The organism is Kribbella jejuensis, assembly GCF_006715085.1.
GTDB classification, from domain to species: Bacteria; Actinomycetota; Actinomycetes; order Propionibacteriales; family Kribbellaceae; genus Kribbella; species Kribbella jejuensis.
This window is the reverse complement of record NZ_VFMM01000001.1, coordinates 1,072,618-1,090,089: the sequence shown is the minus strand read 5'-3', so window position 1 is coordinate 1,090,089 and position 17,472 is coordinate 1,072,618. Positions and strand designations below refer to the sequence as shown.

Genomic DNA, 17,472 nt, shown 5'->3' with positions numbered 1-17,472 from the left:
ACGGCCGATTCACGGTCTTGGGGTTGGGGTTTCTAGACTGCAATCCGCAGACGTACCAACCCGAGAGCGAGCCATGTCCGGTCCCAACACTGATTACGACCCGGTCGAAGTGACGCCGCTGCATGCCGAAGAGGTGGAGCGGACCCGTGACGAGGCCTTGACGGCGTTTACCGGGGCGGCCGATCTGGCTGCCCTGCAGGAGGCGAAGTCGGCGCATCTGGGCGACAAGTCGCCGATCGTGCTGGCCAACCGGGAGATCGGCGCGCTGCCGCCGCAGGCCCGCAAGGAGGCCGGTCAGCGGATCGGCGCCGCCCGGAAGGCGATCAACGAGGCGTTCGCGGCCCGGCTCGCGGTGCTCGAGGCCGAGCACGAGGAGCAGATGCTCGCCACCGAGCGTGTCGACGTGACGCTGCCGTGGCACACCCCCGAGCTGGGCGCGCGGCACCCGCTGTCGCTGATCTCCGAACAGGTCGCGGACGTGTTCACTGCGCTCGGCTGGGATGTCGCCGAGGGTCCCGAGGTCGAGGCCGAGTGGCTCAACTTCGACGCGCTGAACTTCCAGCCCGACCACCCGGCGCGGCAGATGCAGGACACCTTCTTCGTCGAGCCGGCCGGCTCCGGCAAGGTGCTGCGGACGCACACGTCGCCGGTGCAGTCGCGGTCGATGCTGAGCCGCAAGCCGCCGATCTACGTGATCTGCCCGGGCCGGGTGTTCCGCACCGACGAGCTGGACGCGACGCACACGCCGGTCTTCTACCAGGTCGAGGGCCTCGTGGTGGACGAAGGCATCACGCTCGCCCACCTCAAGGGCACCCTGGACCACTTCGTCGTGTCGATGTTCGGCGAGGGCCTGGAGGCGCGGCTCCGGCCGAACTTCTTCCCGTTCACCGAGCCGTCGGCCGAGGTCGACCTGAAGTGCTTCGTCTGCCGCGGCGCGTCCGTCGGCAACCCGGACCGCCCGTGCCGTACCTGTGGCAGCGAGGGCTGGATCGAGTGGGGCGGCTGCGGCGTGGTGAACCCGCGGGTGCTGCAGGCCAACGGCATCGACACCGAGCGGTACTCGGGCTTCGCCTTCGGCATGGGCCTGGAGCGGACGCTGATGTTCCGCAACGGCGTCGAGGACATGCGGGACATGGTCGAGGGTGACGTGCGGTTCAGCCGCCAGTTCGGGATGGAGATCTGATGCGGGTCCCACTGTCATGGCTTCGTGAGTACGTCGACCTCCCGGCTGACGTCACCGGCCGCCAGGTCGCGGAGCAGCTGATCCGGGCCGGCCTCGAGGTGGAGACCGTCGAGGAGTCCGACCTGACCGGGCCGCTCGTGGTCGGCAAGGTGCTGACGTACGAGAACGAGCCGCAGAAGAACGGCAAGACGATCCGCTGGTGTTCGCTCGACATCGGCAAGGACGAGCCGCAGTGGGTGGTTTGTGGCGCCCACAACTTCGAGGTCGGAGATCTCGTGGTCGTCGTGCTGCCGGGTGCGGTGCTGCCCGGCGGGTTCGCGATCGCCGCGCGGAAGACGTACGGGCACGTGTCGAACGGCATGATCTGCTCGAGCACGGAGCTCGGCCTCGGCGACGACGGCACGCACGGGATCGTGGTGCTCGAGCCCGGCGAGGCGAAGCCGGGTGACGACGCGATCGAGCTGCTCTCGCTGCGGGACGACGTGCTGGACATCGCGGTGACGCCCGACCGCGGGTACTGCCTGTCGATCCGCGGCGTCGCGCGCGAGGCGGCGACGGCGTACGGCGTACCGCTCAAGGATCCGGCCGAGCTCGCGTTGAACGGTTCGGGTGCGAATGGGTATCCGGTGCGCGTCGACGATGCTGGCGCGTGCAGCGTGTTCGTGACGCGGACGGTGACCGGGATCGACCCGCAGGCGTTGTCGCCGCGGTGGATGCAGAAGCGGCTGCTCGCGTCCGGGATGCGGCCGATCTCGATCGGGGTCGACGTCGCGAACTACGTGATGCTCGAGCTCGGGCAGCCGATCCACACCTACGACGAGGCGCGGCTGTCCGGCGGGATCGTCGTCCGGCGGGCGAACGCCGGCGAGAAGCTGATGACGCTCGACGACCAGACCCGCGAGCTGGACGCCGAGGACCTGCTGATCACCGACGACTCCGGGCCGATCGGTATCGCGGGCGTGATGGGTGGTGCGTCGACCGAGATCTCCGATGCGACCACCGATGTCGTGATCGAGGCCGCGCACTTCGACCCGATCGTGATCGCGCGCGCGTCGCGCCGGCACAAGTTGTCGTCGGAGGCATCGCGGCGCTTCGAACGCGAGGTCGACCCGGCCCTCCCGCGGTACGCCGCCCAGCGCGTCGCGGACCTGCTCGCCGAACACGCCGGCGGCACGATCCTCCCGGACGAGACCGTCGTCGACACACACCCGGCCCCGTCCCCGGTCAACCTCCGCGCCGACCACGCAGCCCGAGTCGCCGGCGCGGTCATCACCTTGGACGAGACTCTGAAGCACCTGCAGTCCGTCGGCTGTACGGTCGAGGCTGCCGCGGCTGACGCGGTCGCCGCTCCGTTGGCGGCGGGTGCACACGCCCCCGCGCTCGAGACCGTCGGTACCACCACCCTTGGATCGTCCAGGCTGGTTGGTGATGATCTGTTGGCGGTGACCCCGCCGTCCTGGCGGCCGGATTTGCGGGATCCGAACGACTTTGCCGAGGAAGTCATTCGGCTGTTCGGGTACGACAACGTGCCTTCGGTGTTGCCGGCGGCGCCGGGTGGGCAGGGGCTCACGGTGTCGCAGCGGCGGCGGCGTCGGGTGGCGACCGCGCTGGTCGGTGCCGGGCTGACCGAGGTGGTGTCCTATCCGTTCACGGGTGACGCCGACTTCGACGCGATGGCTATTCCGGCCGACGATTCCCGGCGTACGACGGTCAAGCTGGTCAACCCGCTGTCCGACGAAGAGCCGTCGATGCAGACGACCCTGCTCGCGACCCTGCTCCGGACCGCCGAGCGGAACGTCGGCCGCGGCGCCACGGACCTGGCGATCTTCCAGACCGGCCTGGTCTTCCTGCCCAAGGCCGAGACGAAGCCCGCGCCGCTGCCGTCGGTGGCGCATCGCCCGAGCGACGACGAGATCCAGGCGCTGTACGACGCCCTCCCGGACCAGCCGCTCCACGTCGGCGCGGTGCTGACCGGTTCGCTGACGCCGACCGGCTGGTGGGGCAAGGGCCGTCCGGCCGGCTGGGCCGACGCGGTGCAGATCGCTCGGCTGATCGCGTCCGCGGTCGGCGTCGAGCCGGTGGTGAAGAACGCGGAGCTCGCGCCGTGGCACCCGGGCCGGTGTGCGGAGTTCTCGCTCGAAGACGGCACGGTCGTCGGTCACGCGGGCGAACTGCACCCGAAGGTGTGCCAGGCGTTCGGGTTGCCGGCCCGGTCGAGTGCGCTCGAGCTGGACCTGGACGCGCTGATCGCGGCGGGCCCGGAGTCGATCACCGCGCACCCGTTCTCGTCGTACCCGGTCGCGAAGGAGGATGTCGCGCTGATCGTGGCGGCGGACGTCCCGGCGGCCGACGTACAGGATGCGCTGGCCGAAGGTGCGGGCGAGCTGCTGGAGTCGGTGCGGCTGTTCGACGTGTACACGGGCGAGCAGATCGGCGAGGGCAAGAAGTCGCTGGCGTTCGCGCTGCGATTCCGGGCCCCGGACCGCACGCTGAAGGAGAACGAGGTCGCCGATGCCCGCCAGGCCGCGGTCCAGGTGACGGTCGACCGCTTCAACGCCGTCCAACGGGTCGGCTGACCACCATGCCCACGGGCGCCCGCACGAGTCCCCCGGTCACCCCCGACCGGGCGGGTCGGTTGCGATGAGCGGCAGGCATCCGCGGGTGGCGGTGGCGGCGCCGAATGTGGCGGCTGCCGATGCCGGTGTGCGGGTGGCGGCCGAGGGCGGCAATGCGGTGGATGCCGCGATCGCGGCCACGCTCGTCACGATGGTGAACGAGATCGGTGTGGTGTCGCCGGCGTCCGGTGGGTTCGTCACGCTGCAGGTGGCCGGCGGTGAGCCGGTCACGATCGACGGCTGGGTGGAGATGCCCGGCCGCGGCCTGTCGACGGACAGCTTCGGGCGCGGCGTCTGGGACATCACCACCGACTACGGCGGCGGTACGACGACCACCGTCGGCCACGGATCGGTCGCCACACCGGGCGGGATGAAGGCGCTCGACCTGGCCCATCGCCGATCCGGGAAGGCGCCGTGGCGTGAGGTCGTCCAGCCCGCGATCGACGTCGCCCGCAACGGTTTCCCGCTGAGCCGCACCTCGGGGTACTACCTCGGCTTCACCCACGAGATCATCTTCGGCTGGCACCAACCCAGCCACGGTGTCGTACACGACGCGGACGGCGAGGTGATCAAGGCCGGCAGTACGGTCGTGATCCCGGAGTTGGCCGAGGCGCTCGAGCTGATCGGCCGCGACGGCGCCGAGACCATGTACACCGGCCAGCTCGCCCAGCTCCTGATCCAGGACATGGCCGCGAACGACGGCATCCTCACCGCCGAGGACCTCGCGGCGTACGAGGCCGTCGTCCGTCCGGCCCTGGTCGTGAAGCAGAACGGCTGGCGGCTCGCCACGAACCCGCCGCCCGCGGTCGGTGGAGTCGCGGCGGCGGCGATGCTCGCGCTGCTCGATGGCGTACCGACCGACGGGAGCTGGCGGCAGTCGGAGCTGGAGCGCCTGATCGACGTGCAGCACGCCGTACTGGGCCGCCGGCTCGCAGAGCTCGATGCGGAGGACGCACGGAAGCTCGAAGGGCAGAAGCTGCTCGACCTGGCCGCGGCCGGTGACCTGCGCGCGCTGACCTCCCCGAGTACGGCGACGGTGTCGGTCGTCGACGACGAGGGCGACGCGTGCGCGATCACGGTCTCCTCGGGCTACGGCTCCGGCGTACTCACCCCGGGCACCGGCATCTGGCTGAACAACGCGCTCGGTGAGCAGGAGCTCCTGCACGGCGGCCCGCACAGCCTCGCCCCGGGCACCCGGCTCACCTCGAACATGGCGCCGAGCGTCGCCCGACGCGACAGCGACGGCGCCGTGCTCGCGATCAGCTCGCCCGGTTCGGACCGGATCCCCACTGCGATCGCCCAGGTCTACGCCCTGTACACGCACGGCGGGCTCAGCCTCCGCGAGGCCGTCGAGCATCCGCGGCTGCACGTCCGCGTCCGCGAGGATGTCGTCGTCGACTACGAGGACGACCTGCCGGTGTCCGGTTCGACCGCGTTGCCGACCCGCCCGATGCCGCCGCACTCGATGTACTTCGGCGGTGTCGCGGCCGCGTTCTGGGATCCGGCCGACGGCCTGCTGGCGGTCGGCGACCCGCGCCGCACCGGAGCGGTGGCGATCTCGCCGACCTAGGGCACGCTAAGGTCAACCTCTGATCTGATCCGAAAGGCAGCCGATGCGGGACAAGCCCGAGCTCTCCGTCGTCGTACCGATGTACGACGAGGAAGAGGTGCTGCCGATCTTCTTCCAGCGGATGCACCCGTTGCTCGACGGGCTCGGGATCGCGTACGAACTGCTCGTCGTCGACGACGGCAGCCGGGACAGGACCGCCGCGCTGCTGCTCGACGCCGCGAAGGACTGGCCGCAGCTGCGCGTCATCAGGCTGCTCCGCAACAGTGGTCACCAGGCCGCGCAGTCGGCCGGTTTCCGCCGCGCCCGCGGCCGGTACGTCGTCACGATCGACGCCGACCTGCAGGATCCGCCCGAGGTGATCGCCGAGTTCCTGCGCGCCGTCGAAGAAGAGGACGTCGACGTCGTGTACGGCGTCCGCTCCGACCGCTCGAGCGACTCGTGGGCGAAGCGGACCAGCGCCCGGCTGTACTACCGGTTGATGTGCCGCCTGGTCGGCAAGGAGATCCCGTTCGACGCGGCCGACTTCCGGCTGGTGACGCGCCGGGTGGTGGACGCGGTGAACGCGCTGCCCGACGACGGCCGGGTGTTCCGGCTTGTGATCCCGTGGCTCGGCTTCCCGAGCACCGAGGTGAGGTACGTCCGGGCGGAGCGCGCAGCCGGCACCACGAAGTACAGCGTCTCGAAGATGATCCGGCTGGCGTTCGACAGCGTGACCGCGTTCTCGGCGGCGCCGTTGCGGCTGGCGACCTGGCTCGGGCTGCTCGGTGGCGCGATGTCCGGCGTGTTCGTGATCGGCGCGCTGGTGATCAAGCTGACCGGCCGCAGCATTCCCGGTTGGACGTCGACGGTGCTCGCGGTCAGCGTGATCGGCGCGATCCAGCTGCTCTGTCTCGGTCTGCTCGGTGAGTACGTGGCGCGCTTGTTCCAGTCGAGCCAGCGGAGGCCGCAGTTCCTCGTCGGCTACGACAGCCTGGAGGACCACGGCCACCAGGAGCCGGTCCACGAAACCAAGACGCCCTCTCAGAGATGAAGCGGGCTGTCCCGTGGCTGCTGCCGATTCTGGTGGCGGTCGGCGGGTTCGTTGCGCTCGGGGACGTCGGCCCCGGGCCGGTGCTCAAGTACGCCGCGTACTTCGCGGGCGCGATCGCGCTGCCCGGCACGCTGATCCTGCGGGCGGTCTGGCGCAGTACCGGTAACTGGGCGGAGGATCTCGGGCTCGGGTCGGTCGTCGGCGCGACCTGGCAGTTGATCGGCTGGGCGATCTTCACCGCGCTCGGCTGGCAACGGTGGTTGATCGTCTGGCCGGCGCTGCTGCTGATCGGGTTCGCGATCGCGGGGCGGCGATACTTCCGGATCGCCGAGCCCAAGCCGTTGCCGTTCGCATGGACCGTCTGCTTGGCCGTGTCCGCGGCGGTGATGATCGGTGCGACCACGTTCGGCGTGATGGCGTACCACGCGATGCCCCCCGACGGTAAGGCGTACTACCCGGACCTGCTCTACCACCTGTCGATGGTGCACGAGCTGACGCGCTCGGTGCCGCCCCAGCTTCCGCAGGTCGTGGGGGAGCGCCTCGACTACCACTGGTTCGCCAACGCCGACATGGCCGCGGCCGTGGACACGACGCGGCTCACACCGCTCGTCGTACTGTTCCGACTCTGGGTCCTCCCATGGCTGGTCGTCTCGCTGCTCGTCTGCGCAACCCTCGCCAGAACCGTCAGCCGCACGTGGTGGACCGGCGTACTCGCGGCACTCGCCCTGGCCGCGCCGCAGCTGTTCTTGTTGGTCGACACCAGCGTGAACCTCGCACCGCCCGTCAGCCTGCTCAGCCCGTCGCAGACCTTCGGCATGGTCGCGGCTGTTGCCGTAGCGGTGTTCTTGATCGAACTGCTGTTCAGAAACGGCACCCGGTGGCTCTGGCTGTTGATAGTGCCCGTAGTGCTAGTAGGTGGCGGCTCTAAGCCCACAGTGCTCCCGCTTCTCGTAGGAGCCGTCGGCCTGGCTGCCCTCTATGTACTGGTGACAACGCGACGCCTCCCTTGGCGCCTGATCGGTACGACTGCCGTACTGCTCGTTGTCGGCGCCATCACCTTCCTGAGCGTTGCCGGCAGTACCAGTGGTTCCCGCTTACAGTTCCTGGCCGTACTAAAGTCACTGCCCGTCTACACAGCTGCCACGGGCGATAAGACGCAACCAGGTGACGGCGGCCTGATTCTCCCGGCTCTCATGCACGGGGAGGTGCTCGGAACACTCAGCCTGCTGCTAGGCCTGCTGCTGACTCTGCAGGCGATGTCCTGGGCCGGCTTCGGCGTCATGGGCCGGAAGGACCCGATCGCGTGGTTCCTGCTCGGCGCGATGATCGCGGGCTGGGCCGGCTATCTCCTGGTCGACCACCCCTCGGTGAGCGAGTCGTACTTCGTCTACACAGCCGCACCGTTCAGCCTGGCCGGAGCGGGCTGGTTCGCCGCGACCAGTGCACGTGCGTCGGGGCGACCGATCCCGATCGCGATCGCGGCCTTCGTCCTGTCGATCGGGTACGCCGGTCTGCTCGTCTGGGCACGCGGTGTTCCAGCGGCCTCGACCGGTCGCCAACTGTGGCTCAGCACGCGGATGCTGCTGGTTGTCCTCGGCATCACGCTCTTCCTGCTGCTCGTCTGGCGTCTGACGTTGCGGCAAGCCGGCGGCGGCATGCTCGTCGTACTCGTACTGCTCTCCACCGCACCGATCAGCTCGTTCCTGCAGAGCGCGGTCCGCGGGGACACCGAGAAGGCACCGACGTACCGGGCTGCGCACTGGTGGGTGTACCCGGACGAGGCCGAGGCGGCGTTGTGGCTCGGCCAGAATTCGGCGACAACCGACGTGGTCGCCACCAACACGTGGTGCCGCCCGGCGGGCTCGATCGCGTCAGGCTGCGACGCTCGCGGCTACCTGGTCAGTGGGATCGCCGGCCGCCGTACCTTCCTCGAAGGCTGGGCGTACACCAACCAGGCGATGGCCAAGCAGGGCCAGGGCGGTCACCGCTACACCGAACAGCCGTCGCCGTGGCCGGACCGCTACGCGCTCACCGAGCAGGCACTCACTGCACCGACCCCGGCAGCCCTACGGAAACTGCACGGCGAGTACGGCGTCCGCTGGCTGTACGCCGACGCCCGCAACGGACCCGTGGCGCCCGCGCTCGACCAGTTGGCCGTCCTGCGACACAGCATCGGCAAGGTCAGGATCTACGAACTCGGACAGTGATTGTCCCGTAACATGACGTGGCAAGGTTCGCCCGCCCGCGGCCGTCTTTTGTGATTGCTCGGGAGGGCTGGACACATGCGGGCAACCCGACCGGGGGCCATTCTTCTTACCGCCTGCCTGCTGAGCCTCAGCAGCATCACTGCCGGTGCCTACGAGGTCCCGACCGCGTCGTTCACCGATGCGGCGACCACCGTGATGCCAGGCTCCGGACTGCGGCAGACGATCAGCACGAGCGGGTTGACCGCGCTCGGCGATCCGTCGACGGCAGGTTTCCTCGGGAGTACGCCGACGACATACCAGCCGGCGATCGGGACGAAGACGCCTGCGCAGGACGTCGTGGTGAACACCGGCGACTGTGCGTCCACCGGCGGGTGCGACGACCGCGGCACGCTGACGATCGCGTTCTCGCAGCCGGTGCGCAATCCGGTCCTGCACGTCGGCGGTCTCGGCGGTTCGGTCACCCGGACCGTGAGCGGCCAGACGGTCGCGCAGTCCGAACTGCACGCGGTCCTGAAGCTCACCACGCCAGGTGTCAGCCTCACGAAGCTCGGCCAGGGCAACAACCTCGCCGTCACCAGTGACACGATCACGGCCGCGAACCACGACACCGGCCCGAACTGCGTCAACACCAAGTCCCCGTCCGGCCTCGATACCTCGGCAACCGCCGCCTGCGGCTCGATCCGGGTGAACGGCGTGGTCACGAAGGTCAGCTTCGACGTCAGCGCGCTGTTCACCAAGCACCCGAAGCTGCCCGCGCTGAACAACGGCTCGTCCGGCGACGCGTTCTCGATCGTCGCGTCGACGCCGGAGGACTTCGGCGATGCGCCCGCGTCGTACGGCGCTGCGTGGTCGGTGCTGAGCGACGTACAACTCGGCAAGAGCGTCACCGAGGACAACGCGACCGTTGCCAACGCGGCGACTGGCCCGGCGGTGCCGGATCAGGGCGATGACGGTGCCGTCTTCGCACCGCTGCACACCGGCAAGACGTCGTACTCCGCCGACCTGCAGTTGGCCGGTGCGTCGAAGGCCGGGCGTGCTTGTGGGTGGATCGACCTCAACGTCAACGGGACGTTCGATCCGGGGGAGCGGGCGTGCAGCTCGTTCGCTGCCGGGCAGACGACGGTGACGTTGCGGTGGAGCGAGATCGCGCCGAAGGCCGGTGCGTCGTACGCGCGGATGCGGGTCGGGTACAACAACGCGCAGGTCGAGGAGCCGACCGGTGCGGCCGATGCGGGCGAGGTCGAGGACTACCCGTTCGCGATCACGCCGCCGCCTCCGCCGCTGCTGGCCGACGACAGCGCGACGACCGCCTTCAATGCTCCCGTGATCGTGAACGTGCTCGCGAACGACAAGCCGGGCGATCCGACCGCGCAGCTCGTCCCCAACACGTTGTGCATTGTCGACAATCAGACGTGCGGCCAGATGGTCAACGTCGTCGGCCAGGCGAAGTACGTCGCCGGAACCGACGGCACCGTCCGCGTCGAGCCGGTCCCAGGCTTCGTCGGTACGGCGAAACCGGTCGGCTATCGCGTTGCCGATAGCAACGGTACGACGGCGACCGCGAAGCTGACTGTCACCGTGGCCCTCCCGGACCGCCCGGTCGCCACCCCTGACACCGCGTCCACGCCGCAGAACACCAGCGTGAGCGTGAAGCCGCTCGCCAACGACCACGCGGCCACCGGAGTGCAGCTTGTTCCGGGTTCGGTCCTACTGCGTGATCCGGCGGACGCGACGTTCAAGAAGGAGATCGTGATCGCGGGCGAGGGCGAGTACGTCGTGAAGCCCGACGGCGGCGTCGACTTCGTCCCCGTACCGCAGTTCACCGGCGTCGGTCCGTCGATCGGCTACCGCGTCACCGACAGCACGCACCAGACCGCCGAGTCCACGCTCACCGTCACGGTCACCCCAGTGACGCCGGTCGCCAACGGTGACTCGGTCTCGACCGCGTTCGACACCGCCGTCGTCGTACCAGTCCTCGACAACGACCTGCCCGGTTCGCCGGACGCACCGCTCATCCCGTCGACGCTGCGGCTCATCGACCCTGTCACCAAGCAGCTGCTCGACAAGCTGACGATCGCGCACCAGGGCACGTATGTCGCGGCCGCCGGCAGGATCACCTTCGACCCGCTGCACGGCTTCACCGGTGTCGGTACGCCGATCACCTACCAAGTGCTCGACAAGAACGGCACGGCGGCCCGCGCTCAGCTCACCGTCTCGGTCGCGGCGCCGGGCCCGCCGGTCGCGAACCCGGACACGATCACCACGCTGCAAGGACGGAACGTGGTCGCGTCCGTCCTCGACAACGACAAGCCCGGCCCGACCGGCGCACCGTTGACGCCCGGCAGCGTACGTCTGCTGGCCGCGACCCATCCGGCGCTCTCACTCGTGGTCGCCGGCCAGGGGAAGTACGTGGTCAAACCCGACGGCACGGTGGCCTTCGATCCGCTGCCGTCCTTCAGCGGGACGGCGACCCCGGTCGGCTACCAGGTTGCCGACGGCAACGGTGCGATCGGGAAGTCGACGCTGACGGTGCGCGTGACGAAGGTGCAGCCGGAGGCCGCTGACGACACCGCGAGTACGGCGTACGACACCGACGTCACCGTGCCGGTGCTCGCTAACGACAAGGCCGGCGACCCGTCGACCCCTCTGGTGCCGAGAACCGTACGGCTGGTCGGCCCGGCGGCGACGCTCGTAGTGCCCGGGCAGGCGAAGTACACGACGAAGGCTGACGGCACGATCGAGGTCGACCCGGAGCCGAAGTTCGCCGGCGTCGCGACGCCGGTCACCTACAGCGTCGCGGACGTGAACGGTACGACGACCACCGCAACGCTGACCGTGACCGTCGCGAAGCCCGCGCCGCCGACCGCCGAACCCGACACCGTGACCGGCAAGCAGAACGTCCCTGTCCGGCTGAGTCCACTGACCAACGACGTCCCCGGCGTCGGCACCGTGCTCGATCCACACAGCCTCACGCTCGTCGCCCCGGCCGACGGCGCGCTGAAGAAGCTGGTGAACATCCCTGGCCAGGCCGTGTACCAGGCCAACCCGGACGGCACGGTCACCGTCGATCCGCTGCCGACGTTCACCGGTACGGCGGCCAAGGTGACGTATCAGGTCTCCGACGAGTTCGGGCAGACCGCGCGCTCGACGATCACGGTCACGATCGCGCCGATCACCCCGATCGCCGCCGACGACACCGCGCGGACGCCGTACGACAGGACCGTCACCGTGAGCGTGCTCGTCAACGACAAGGCGGGCGACCCGGCAGCCCCGCTCGTACCGGGCAGTCTGCAGCTGATCGATCCGGCGGACGGGCTGGCGAAGGAGGTGGTACGGATCCTGAACGAGGGAACGTACACCGTAGACGGGGGAGCTGTCCGGTTCGATCCGGCGGCGACATTCCGCGGGCCGGGTACGCCGCTGACGTACCAGGTCGCCGATACGAACGGGACCACGACGACCGCCCGGTTGACCGTCACCGTCGGCCAGCCGCCGATCGCCGTCGCCGACACCGGCTCCACGCTGCAGAACGTGACCGTGACGATCAACGTGCTGTCCAACGACCGTCCCGGTACTGATGCGACGCTGAACAGCGGATCGGTCGAGCTGATCGGGTCCGCGAAGAAGGTGACGGCTCCGCGCGAGGGCACGTACACGGTCCTGCCGAGCGGGGCGATCCGGTTCGACCCGGTGCCCGCGTTCCGCGGCACGGCGCAACCGGTCGCGTACCGCGTCGCCGACTCCGACGGCAACTACGCCGGCGCGACGCTGACGGTGACCGTCGTACCGGTCGACCCGGTGGCCGTCGACGACTCCGCGATCACGCCGTACGGACATGCGATCACCGTCAACGTGCTCGCGAACGACAAGCCCGGCGACCCGTCGGCGCCGCTGCAGCCCGCCGGCGTCGAGCTGAAGGACGCGAACGGCAAGTACAGCAAGACGCTGACGCGGACCGGCGAGGGGACATACGCCGTCGACGCGTACGGCGGCGTGAAGTTCACGCCGGCCAAGGGGTTCCAGGGCGTGACGACGCCGACGACGTACCGGATCGCGGACGCCAACGGGACCACAGCGGAAGGCTTGCTGCTGTTGACGGTCGGAAGTGGACCGAAGGCCGTCGCGGACCCGATCGACACCAAGCAGAACGTCACGGTCACCGTCGACCCGCTCGCGAACGACGAGCCCGGGACCGGCGCTCGGCTCGATCCGGCGTCGCTGCAGGTGTACGGCACGACTTGGGGCCCGACTGCAGTCGTCCCGGGGCAGGGCAGCTTCACCGTGAAGTCCGGAAAGATCACCTTCGACCCGGAACCGGCGTACCGCGGCGCCGTCTCGGTCGCGTACCGGGTCAAGGACTCGACCGGGAACCTCGCGAGCTCGTCCGTCACGGTGAGCGTCGCGCCGATCGTCCCGGTGATCAAGGACGACACCGCGACGACGCCGTACGCGACCGCGATCACCGTTGACGTACTGGCGAACGACCAGCCCGGCGACCCGAGCGCACCGCTGACAGCCGGCGGCGTCCGGCTGGTCGACCCGGTGAACGGCGACCCGCTGCCGTCGCTCGTCGTCCCGGGGGAGGGGACGTTCACGGTGCAGCCGACGGGTGCGATCCGGTTCGCGCCGATCGACGGGTACGCGGGCGTCGCGGTCCCGGTGGGGTACCAGGTTGCCGACCGCAACGGCACGCTCGGGTCCGGTGTGTTGACGGTGACCGTGCAGGCGCGGCCGGTCGCGCTGCCGGACGACGCCCGGACCAAGCAGCACGTCGCGGTGACCATCGACCCGCTCGCGAACGACAGACCCGGCCCCGGAGCTCAGCTCGAGCCCGACTCACTCCTGCTCCTGGGTACGGACGGCGTGCTGGTCAATCAGGTCAGTGAGGGCGAGGGGACGTACGTCGTTGCCAACGGCAAGGTCACGTTCACGCCGGAAGCGACGTTCTCCGGTACGGCGCGGCCGGTCGCGTACGAGGTGAAGGACTCGAACCACAACGCGGCCCGCTCGACGATCACCGTCACGGTCGATCCGGTCCGGCCGGTGATCGCCGACGACAGCGCCGAGACTCCGTTCGATACGCCGGTGACCGTCAATGTCCTGAAGAACGACAAGCCGGGGGACCAGTCGGCGCCGCTGCGCACGGATTCCGTCGTACTGCGCGATCCTTCCGACGGGCAGCAGAAGAAGTCGGTCACGGCTCCGGGCGAGGGCACGTTCGTCGTGGAGGATGGTGCGGTCACCTACACCCCGGCGAAGGGCTTCGCCGGTACGACGCGGGCGCTCGCATACCGGGTGACCGACGCGAACGGTACTTCGGACACCGCGCTGCTCGCGGTGACTGTCGCCGGCCCGCTGATGGTGACTGCAGAACCGAACAGCGCGGGCACCGGCGGTACGGTCACGCTCAAGCCGGTCGCGGCATTCATCGGAACCTCAACGATGACGTCTGCGACCGCGGCGCCGGCCAACGTGACCGCAGAATCGGTGGAGCGCCCCCCGACCGGTGGCCCGCCACCGGTGGTCCTCACCCTGGCCGCCCTACTGGTGGCACTCGGCGCAACTCTCGTGGGGCTGGCTCGCAGCCGACGGTGAACTAGTGTCGTGAGTCATTAGTTCAGTGGTAGTTGGGTAGTGTGGGTTCGTGCCGGATCCAGTAGCTCCTGCGGTGGTGTTGTCCGATGAGCAGCGTGCGCAGTTGGTGGCGTGGTCGCGGCGTGCGACGTCGGCGAACGGGCTGGCGGTGCGGTCGAGGATTGTGCTGGCCGCGGCCGATGGGCTGAGTACGAGCGCGGTGGCCCGCAAGCTGGATGTCCATGTCGCGACGGCGCGGCGGTGGCGGGCGCGGTTTGTCGAGCAGGGCTTGGACGGTTTGCTGGACGAGCCGCGGCCGGGCCGGCCGCGGACGGTGCGCGATGAGCAGGTCGAGGCGGTGATCACCACGACGCTGGAGACAGCTCCGAAGGATGCCACGCACTGGTCGACGCGGTCGCTGGCGGCCGAGTTGGGGTTGTCGCAGTCGGCGGTGTCGCGGATCTGGCGGGCGTTCGGGCTGCAGCCGCACCGGCAGGATTCGTGGAAGCTGAGCAAGGATCCGTTGTTCATCGACAAGGTCCACGACGTGGTCGGGCTCTACCTGAACCCGCCCGAGGCCGCGGTGGTGCTATGTGTGGACGAGAAGTCCCAGATCCAGGCCTTGGACCGCACCGCGCCGATCTTCCCAATGATGCCCGGCACGCCGGTCCGGGCCAGTCACGACTACAAACGCGCCGGCACCTCCAGCCTGTACGCGGCGCTCGACATCGCCACCGGCACCGTCATCGGTTCCCTGCACGCCCGGCACCGCGCGATCGAGTTCAAGAAATTCCTCGCCACCATCGACCGCGAAGTACCAGCCGAGTACGACGTGCACGTCGTACTCGACAACGCCTCCACCCACAAAACACCTGCGGTGAAACGCTGGCTCACCGCGCACCCACGCTTCGTGCTGCACTTCACCCCCACCAGCTCATCCTGGCTCAACCTCGTCGAGCGCTGGTTCGGTGAACTGACCACCAAGAAACTCCGCCGCGGCACCCACCGCTCCGTCCGCGAACTCAACGCAGACATCCGCGCCTGGATCAACACCTGGAACGACAATCCACGACCCTACGTGTGGACCAAAACCGCCGATCAAATCCTCGAATCCATCGCCCGCTACTGCACCAGGATTAACGACTCACGACACTAGAGGTCCTTCACCAGCATGATCTCGTCGCGGTAGTCGTCCGGGGCGACCCGGATCGCGCGGGGATGGGTGCCGACGACGCGGTAGCCGAGCGGTCCGTAGAAGTTCTCCAGGCCGAGCCCGCCGCGGATCGTCAGTTGCAACTGCTCGAGGCCGAGGTCGACCGCGGAACCGCGCAGACCCTCCATCAGCAACCGTCCGGCGCCGTTGCCCTGGTACTCCGGATGCACCATCACCCGCAGCACCGTCCGCCAGTGCGCCTGTAACGCGCTCCCGCGCGACACCAGCATGCCCATGCCGACGTACCGCTCGCCGTTGTGCAGCACGCCGAGTAGATCGAGCCCGGCCGCGACCCGGCCGAGCGCGCCGTCCAGGTTCTCCGCGACCAGGTCCACCGGCGCGGGCGGCGTGTACCCGACCGCGCCACCCGCGTTCGTCGCGGCCACCCAGGTGTCCAGCAGGTCCGCCCGCAACCCCGGATCGAGTGCCTCGTCCGGATCCGCCACCAGATACTTCACCGCGCCTCCAGCTCGATTCAATACCCCCGGCCCCCGAGCGAAGCGAGGGGGCGGGAGCTTCTGGTCTTCTGCTCTTCCAGCTGCGACTGAGTTGCAGATAGTCTACGGCTCCAGCAGGGGAACGTGGCTCAGCTTGTCCGGGTTCCGGATCAGGTACAGCTCGGTGATCCGCCCGTCCGTGCTCTTCATGAACGTGACCGTGTCCGGCTGGTCGTCGAAGTACGCGATGTAAGCGAGCTCGTCGTTCAGCGACGCCACCCGGATCTCGAAGCCCGGGTTGTCCGCGAGCACCGCGAACAGCCAGCGGGCGATCTTCTCCGCGCCCTGGATCGGCCGCAGCGCGGCGCGCTTCTTGCCGCCGCCGTCGCTGATCAGTACGGCGTCCGGCGCGAGCAGCGCGACCACCTGGTCGAAGTCGCCGCTGCCGGCGGCCTGCATGAACCGCATGGTCAGCTCGTCGTGCCGGGCCTTGTCCACGCGGTGCCGCGGTTGCCGGGCGTGGACGTGCTCGCGGGCGCGATGGGCGAGCTGCCGGACGGCGGACTCCGACCGCCCGAGCGTGTCCGCGATCTCGTCGTACGGCAGCTCGAAGACCTCCCGCAGTACGAACGTCGCGCGCTCGAGTGGCGATAGCGTCTCGAGGACGACGAGCATCGCCATACTGACCGAATCCGCCAGCTCGACCGCGGCCGCCGGGTCGTCGTCATCGGTGGCGAGCGGTTCGGGCAGCCACGGCCCGACGTACGCCTCCCGGCGCGCCTTCTGTTCGCGCAGCTTGTTGAGCGCGAGACGGGTGGTGATCCGGATCAGGTACGCCCTGGGGTCGCGGATCTCCTCGTGGTCTACGGCAGCCCAGCGAAGCCAAGCCTCCTGGACCACGTCCTCCGCGTCGCTGACGCTCCCGACCACGCGGTACGCCGCACCGACGAGCACCTGACGATGCTCGGCGAACTCCGCGGCCAGCTCTTCCTCGGTCACTGCACCGGCCTCAGGTCGCAGTACTCCTTGAAGCCCTGGCTGGTCAGCCCGAGCGCCGCGTTCGTCCGGGAGCGGTAGTTCTCCAGCGAGACGGCGGCCGTGAGTTCGACCAGTTGTTCGTCGGTGAGGTCTGCCCGCAACCGCTCGGCCTGTTCGTCGGTGACCTCCGGCGGGGTCGCCGTCATCGCTTCGGCGTAGTCCATCACGGCGCGCTCCAGATCCGAGTAGACGTAGCTGTCCCGCCACACTGGCACATCCCGAAGCTTCGCCTGGTCGACATCCTGGTGATGGAACTCCCAGTAGCCGAAGTCCATGCACCAGCTGCAGCCGATCCGGGCCGACGTCGCCATCACCGCGAGCGCCTTCAGGCCGGGATCGAGCTTGTTCCAGCGCGCGGCGGAGCCCTCCAACATCAGCATCGTGGTCAGCACCCGCCGGTTGTGCAGTGCAGCCTTCCCGGGATCCAGCACCTCGCCGTATTTACGTCGGCTGCCCCACTCCGCCAGCCGCACGAACCAGGTCCGCTTGTGCTCCAGCTCGATCCGCGCCATCAAACCCACCTCCAGGTCGTCGTCTCCCTCACGGACACGCGCCGGCGCCACGGTGTGACATGACCCGCGTCACAGCCGGTTCCACTGGCGGTG

Annotated in this window: 10 protein-coding genes; 7 read left to right on the top strand and 3 right to left on the bottom strand. The window is 69.2% G+C overall.

Annotated elements, in window-relative coordinates:
- Positions 1-73 precede the first annotated feature (73 nt).
- The 7 genes from pheS (at position 74) to FB475_RS05160 (ending at position 15,335) form a co-directional block, all read left to right on the top strand.
- A complete protein-coding gene (gene pheS, locus FB475_RS05190) occupies positions 74-1,183 on the top strand; it encodes a phenylalanine--tRNA ligase subunit alpha (protein ID WP_141853031.1) in 1,110 nt (369 codons plus the stop codon).
- Positions 1,183-3,759: a phenylalanine--tRNA ligase subunit beta gene (pheT, locus tag FB475_RS05185; RefSeq protein WP_141853029.1), complete on the top strand. Its 2,577-nt coding sequence runs from the start codon at positions 1,183-1,185 to the stop codon at positions 3,757-3,759. Before pheS ends, pheT begins: the two co-directional genes overlap by 1 nt.
- Before the next feature lie 64 nt (positions 3,760-3,823).
- Entirely contained in the window at positions 3,824-5,368 is a 1,545-nt protein-coding gene (locus FB475_RS05180) for a gamma-glutamyltransferase (RefSeq protein ID WP_141853027.1), read from the top strand.
- Positions 5,369-5,411: 43 nt separating this feature from the next.
- The gene (locus FB475_RS05175; RefSeq protein ID WP_141853025.1) at positions 5,412-6,398 is read left to right on the top strand and encodes a glycosyltransferase family 2 protein; all 987 of its coding nucleotides are present in this window, start codon (positions 5,412-5,414) and stop codon (positions 6,396-6,398) included.
- Positions 6,395-8,605, top strand: coding sequence for a hypothetical protein (locus FB475_RS05170; RefSeq protein ID WP_141853023.1), 2,211 nt, complete (start codon positions 6,395-6,397; stop codon positions 8,603-8,605). Before FB475_RS05175 ends, FB475_RS05170 begins: the two co-directional genes overlap by 4 nt.
- A 75-nt stretch (positions 8,606-8,680) precedes the next feature.
- Positions 8,681-14,200, top strand: coding sequence for an Ig-like domain-containing protein (locus tag FB475_RS05165; RefSeq protein ID WP_141853021.1), 5,520 nt, complete (start codon positions 8,681-8,683; stop codon positions 14,198-14,200).
- A 49-nt stretch (positions 14,201-14,249) separates the two neighbouring features.
- Positions 14,250-15,335, top strand: a complete 1,086-nt coding sequence (locus FB475_RS05160) for an IS630 family transposase (protein WP_141853019.1) — start codon at positions 14,250-14,252, stop codon at positions 15,333-15,335.
- Here the strand turns inward: FB475_RS05160 and FB475_RS05155 are convergent.
- From FB475_RS05155 to FB475_RS05145, 3 genes are all read right to left on the bottom strand, one after another.
- Entirely contained in the window at positions 15,332-15,850 is a 519-nt protein-coding gene (locus FB475_RS05155) for a GNAT family N-acetyltransferase (protein WP_141853017.1), read from the bottom strand. The two genes, FB475_RS05160 and FB475_RS05155, sit on opposite strands and share 4 nt — an antisense overlap.
- 102 nt (positions 15,851-15,952) lie before the next feature.
- A complete protein-coding gene (locus FB475_RS05150) occupies positions 15,953-16,828 on the bottom strand; it encodes an RNA polymerase sigma-70 factor (RefSeq protein WP_141853015.1) in 876 nt (291 codons plus the stop codon).
- The gene (locus FB475_RS05145; RefSeq protein ID WP_141853013.1) at positions 16,825-17,379 is read right to left on the bottom strand and encodes a carboxymuconolactone decarboxylase family protein; all 555 of its coding nucleotides are present in this window, start codon (positions 17,377-17,379) and stop codon (positions 16,825-16,827) included. Before FB475_RS05145 ends, FB475_RS05150 begins: the two co-directional genes overlap by 4 nt.
- Positions 17,380-17,472 lie beyond the last annotated feature (93 nt).

Excerpts from the sequence above, each read along its gene's own strand:
- pheS (WP_141853031.1), top strand. The coding sequence starts at position 74 with ATGTCCGGTCCCAACACTGATTACGACCCGGTCGAAGTGACGCCGCTG.
- pheT (WP_141853029.1), top strand. The coding sequence starts at position 1,183 with ATGCGGGTCCCACTGTCATGGCTTCGTGAGTACGTCGACCTCCCGGCT.
- FB475_RS05180 (WP_141853027.1), top strand. The coding sequence starts at position 3,824 with ATGAGCGGCAGGCATCCGCGGGTGGCGGTGGCGGCGCCGAATGTGGCG.
- FB475_RS05175 (WP_141853025.1), top strand. The coding sequence starts at position 5,412 with ATGCGGGACAAGCCCGAGCTCTCCGTCGTCGTACCGATGTACGACGAG.
- FB475_RS05170 (WP_141853023.1), top strand. The coding sequence starts at position 6,395 with ATGAAGCGGGCTGTCCCGTGGCTGCTGCCGATTCTGGTGGCGGTCGGC.
- FB475_RS05165 (WP_141853021.1), top strand. The coding sequence starts at position 8,681 with ATGCGGGCAACCCGACCGGGGGCCATTCTTCTTACCGCCTGCCTGCTG.
- FB475_RS05145 (WP_141853013.1), bottom strand. The coding sequence starts at position 17,379 with ATGGCGCGGATCGAGCTGGAGCACAAGCGGACCTGGTTCGTGCGGCTG.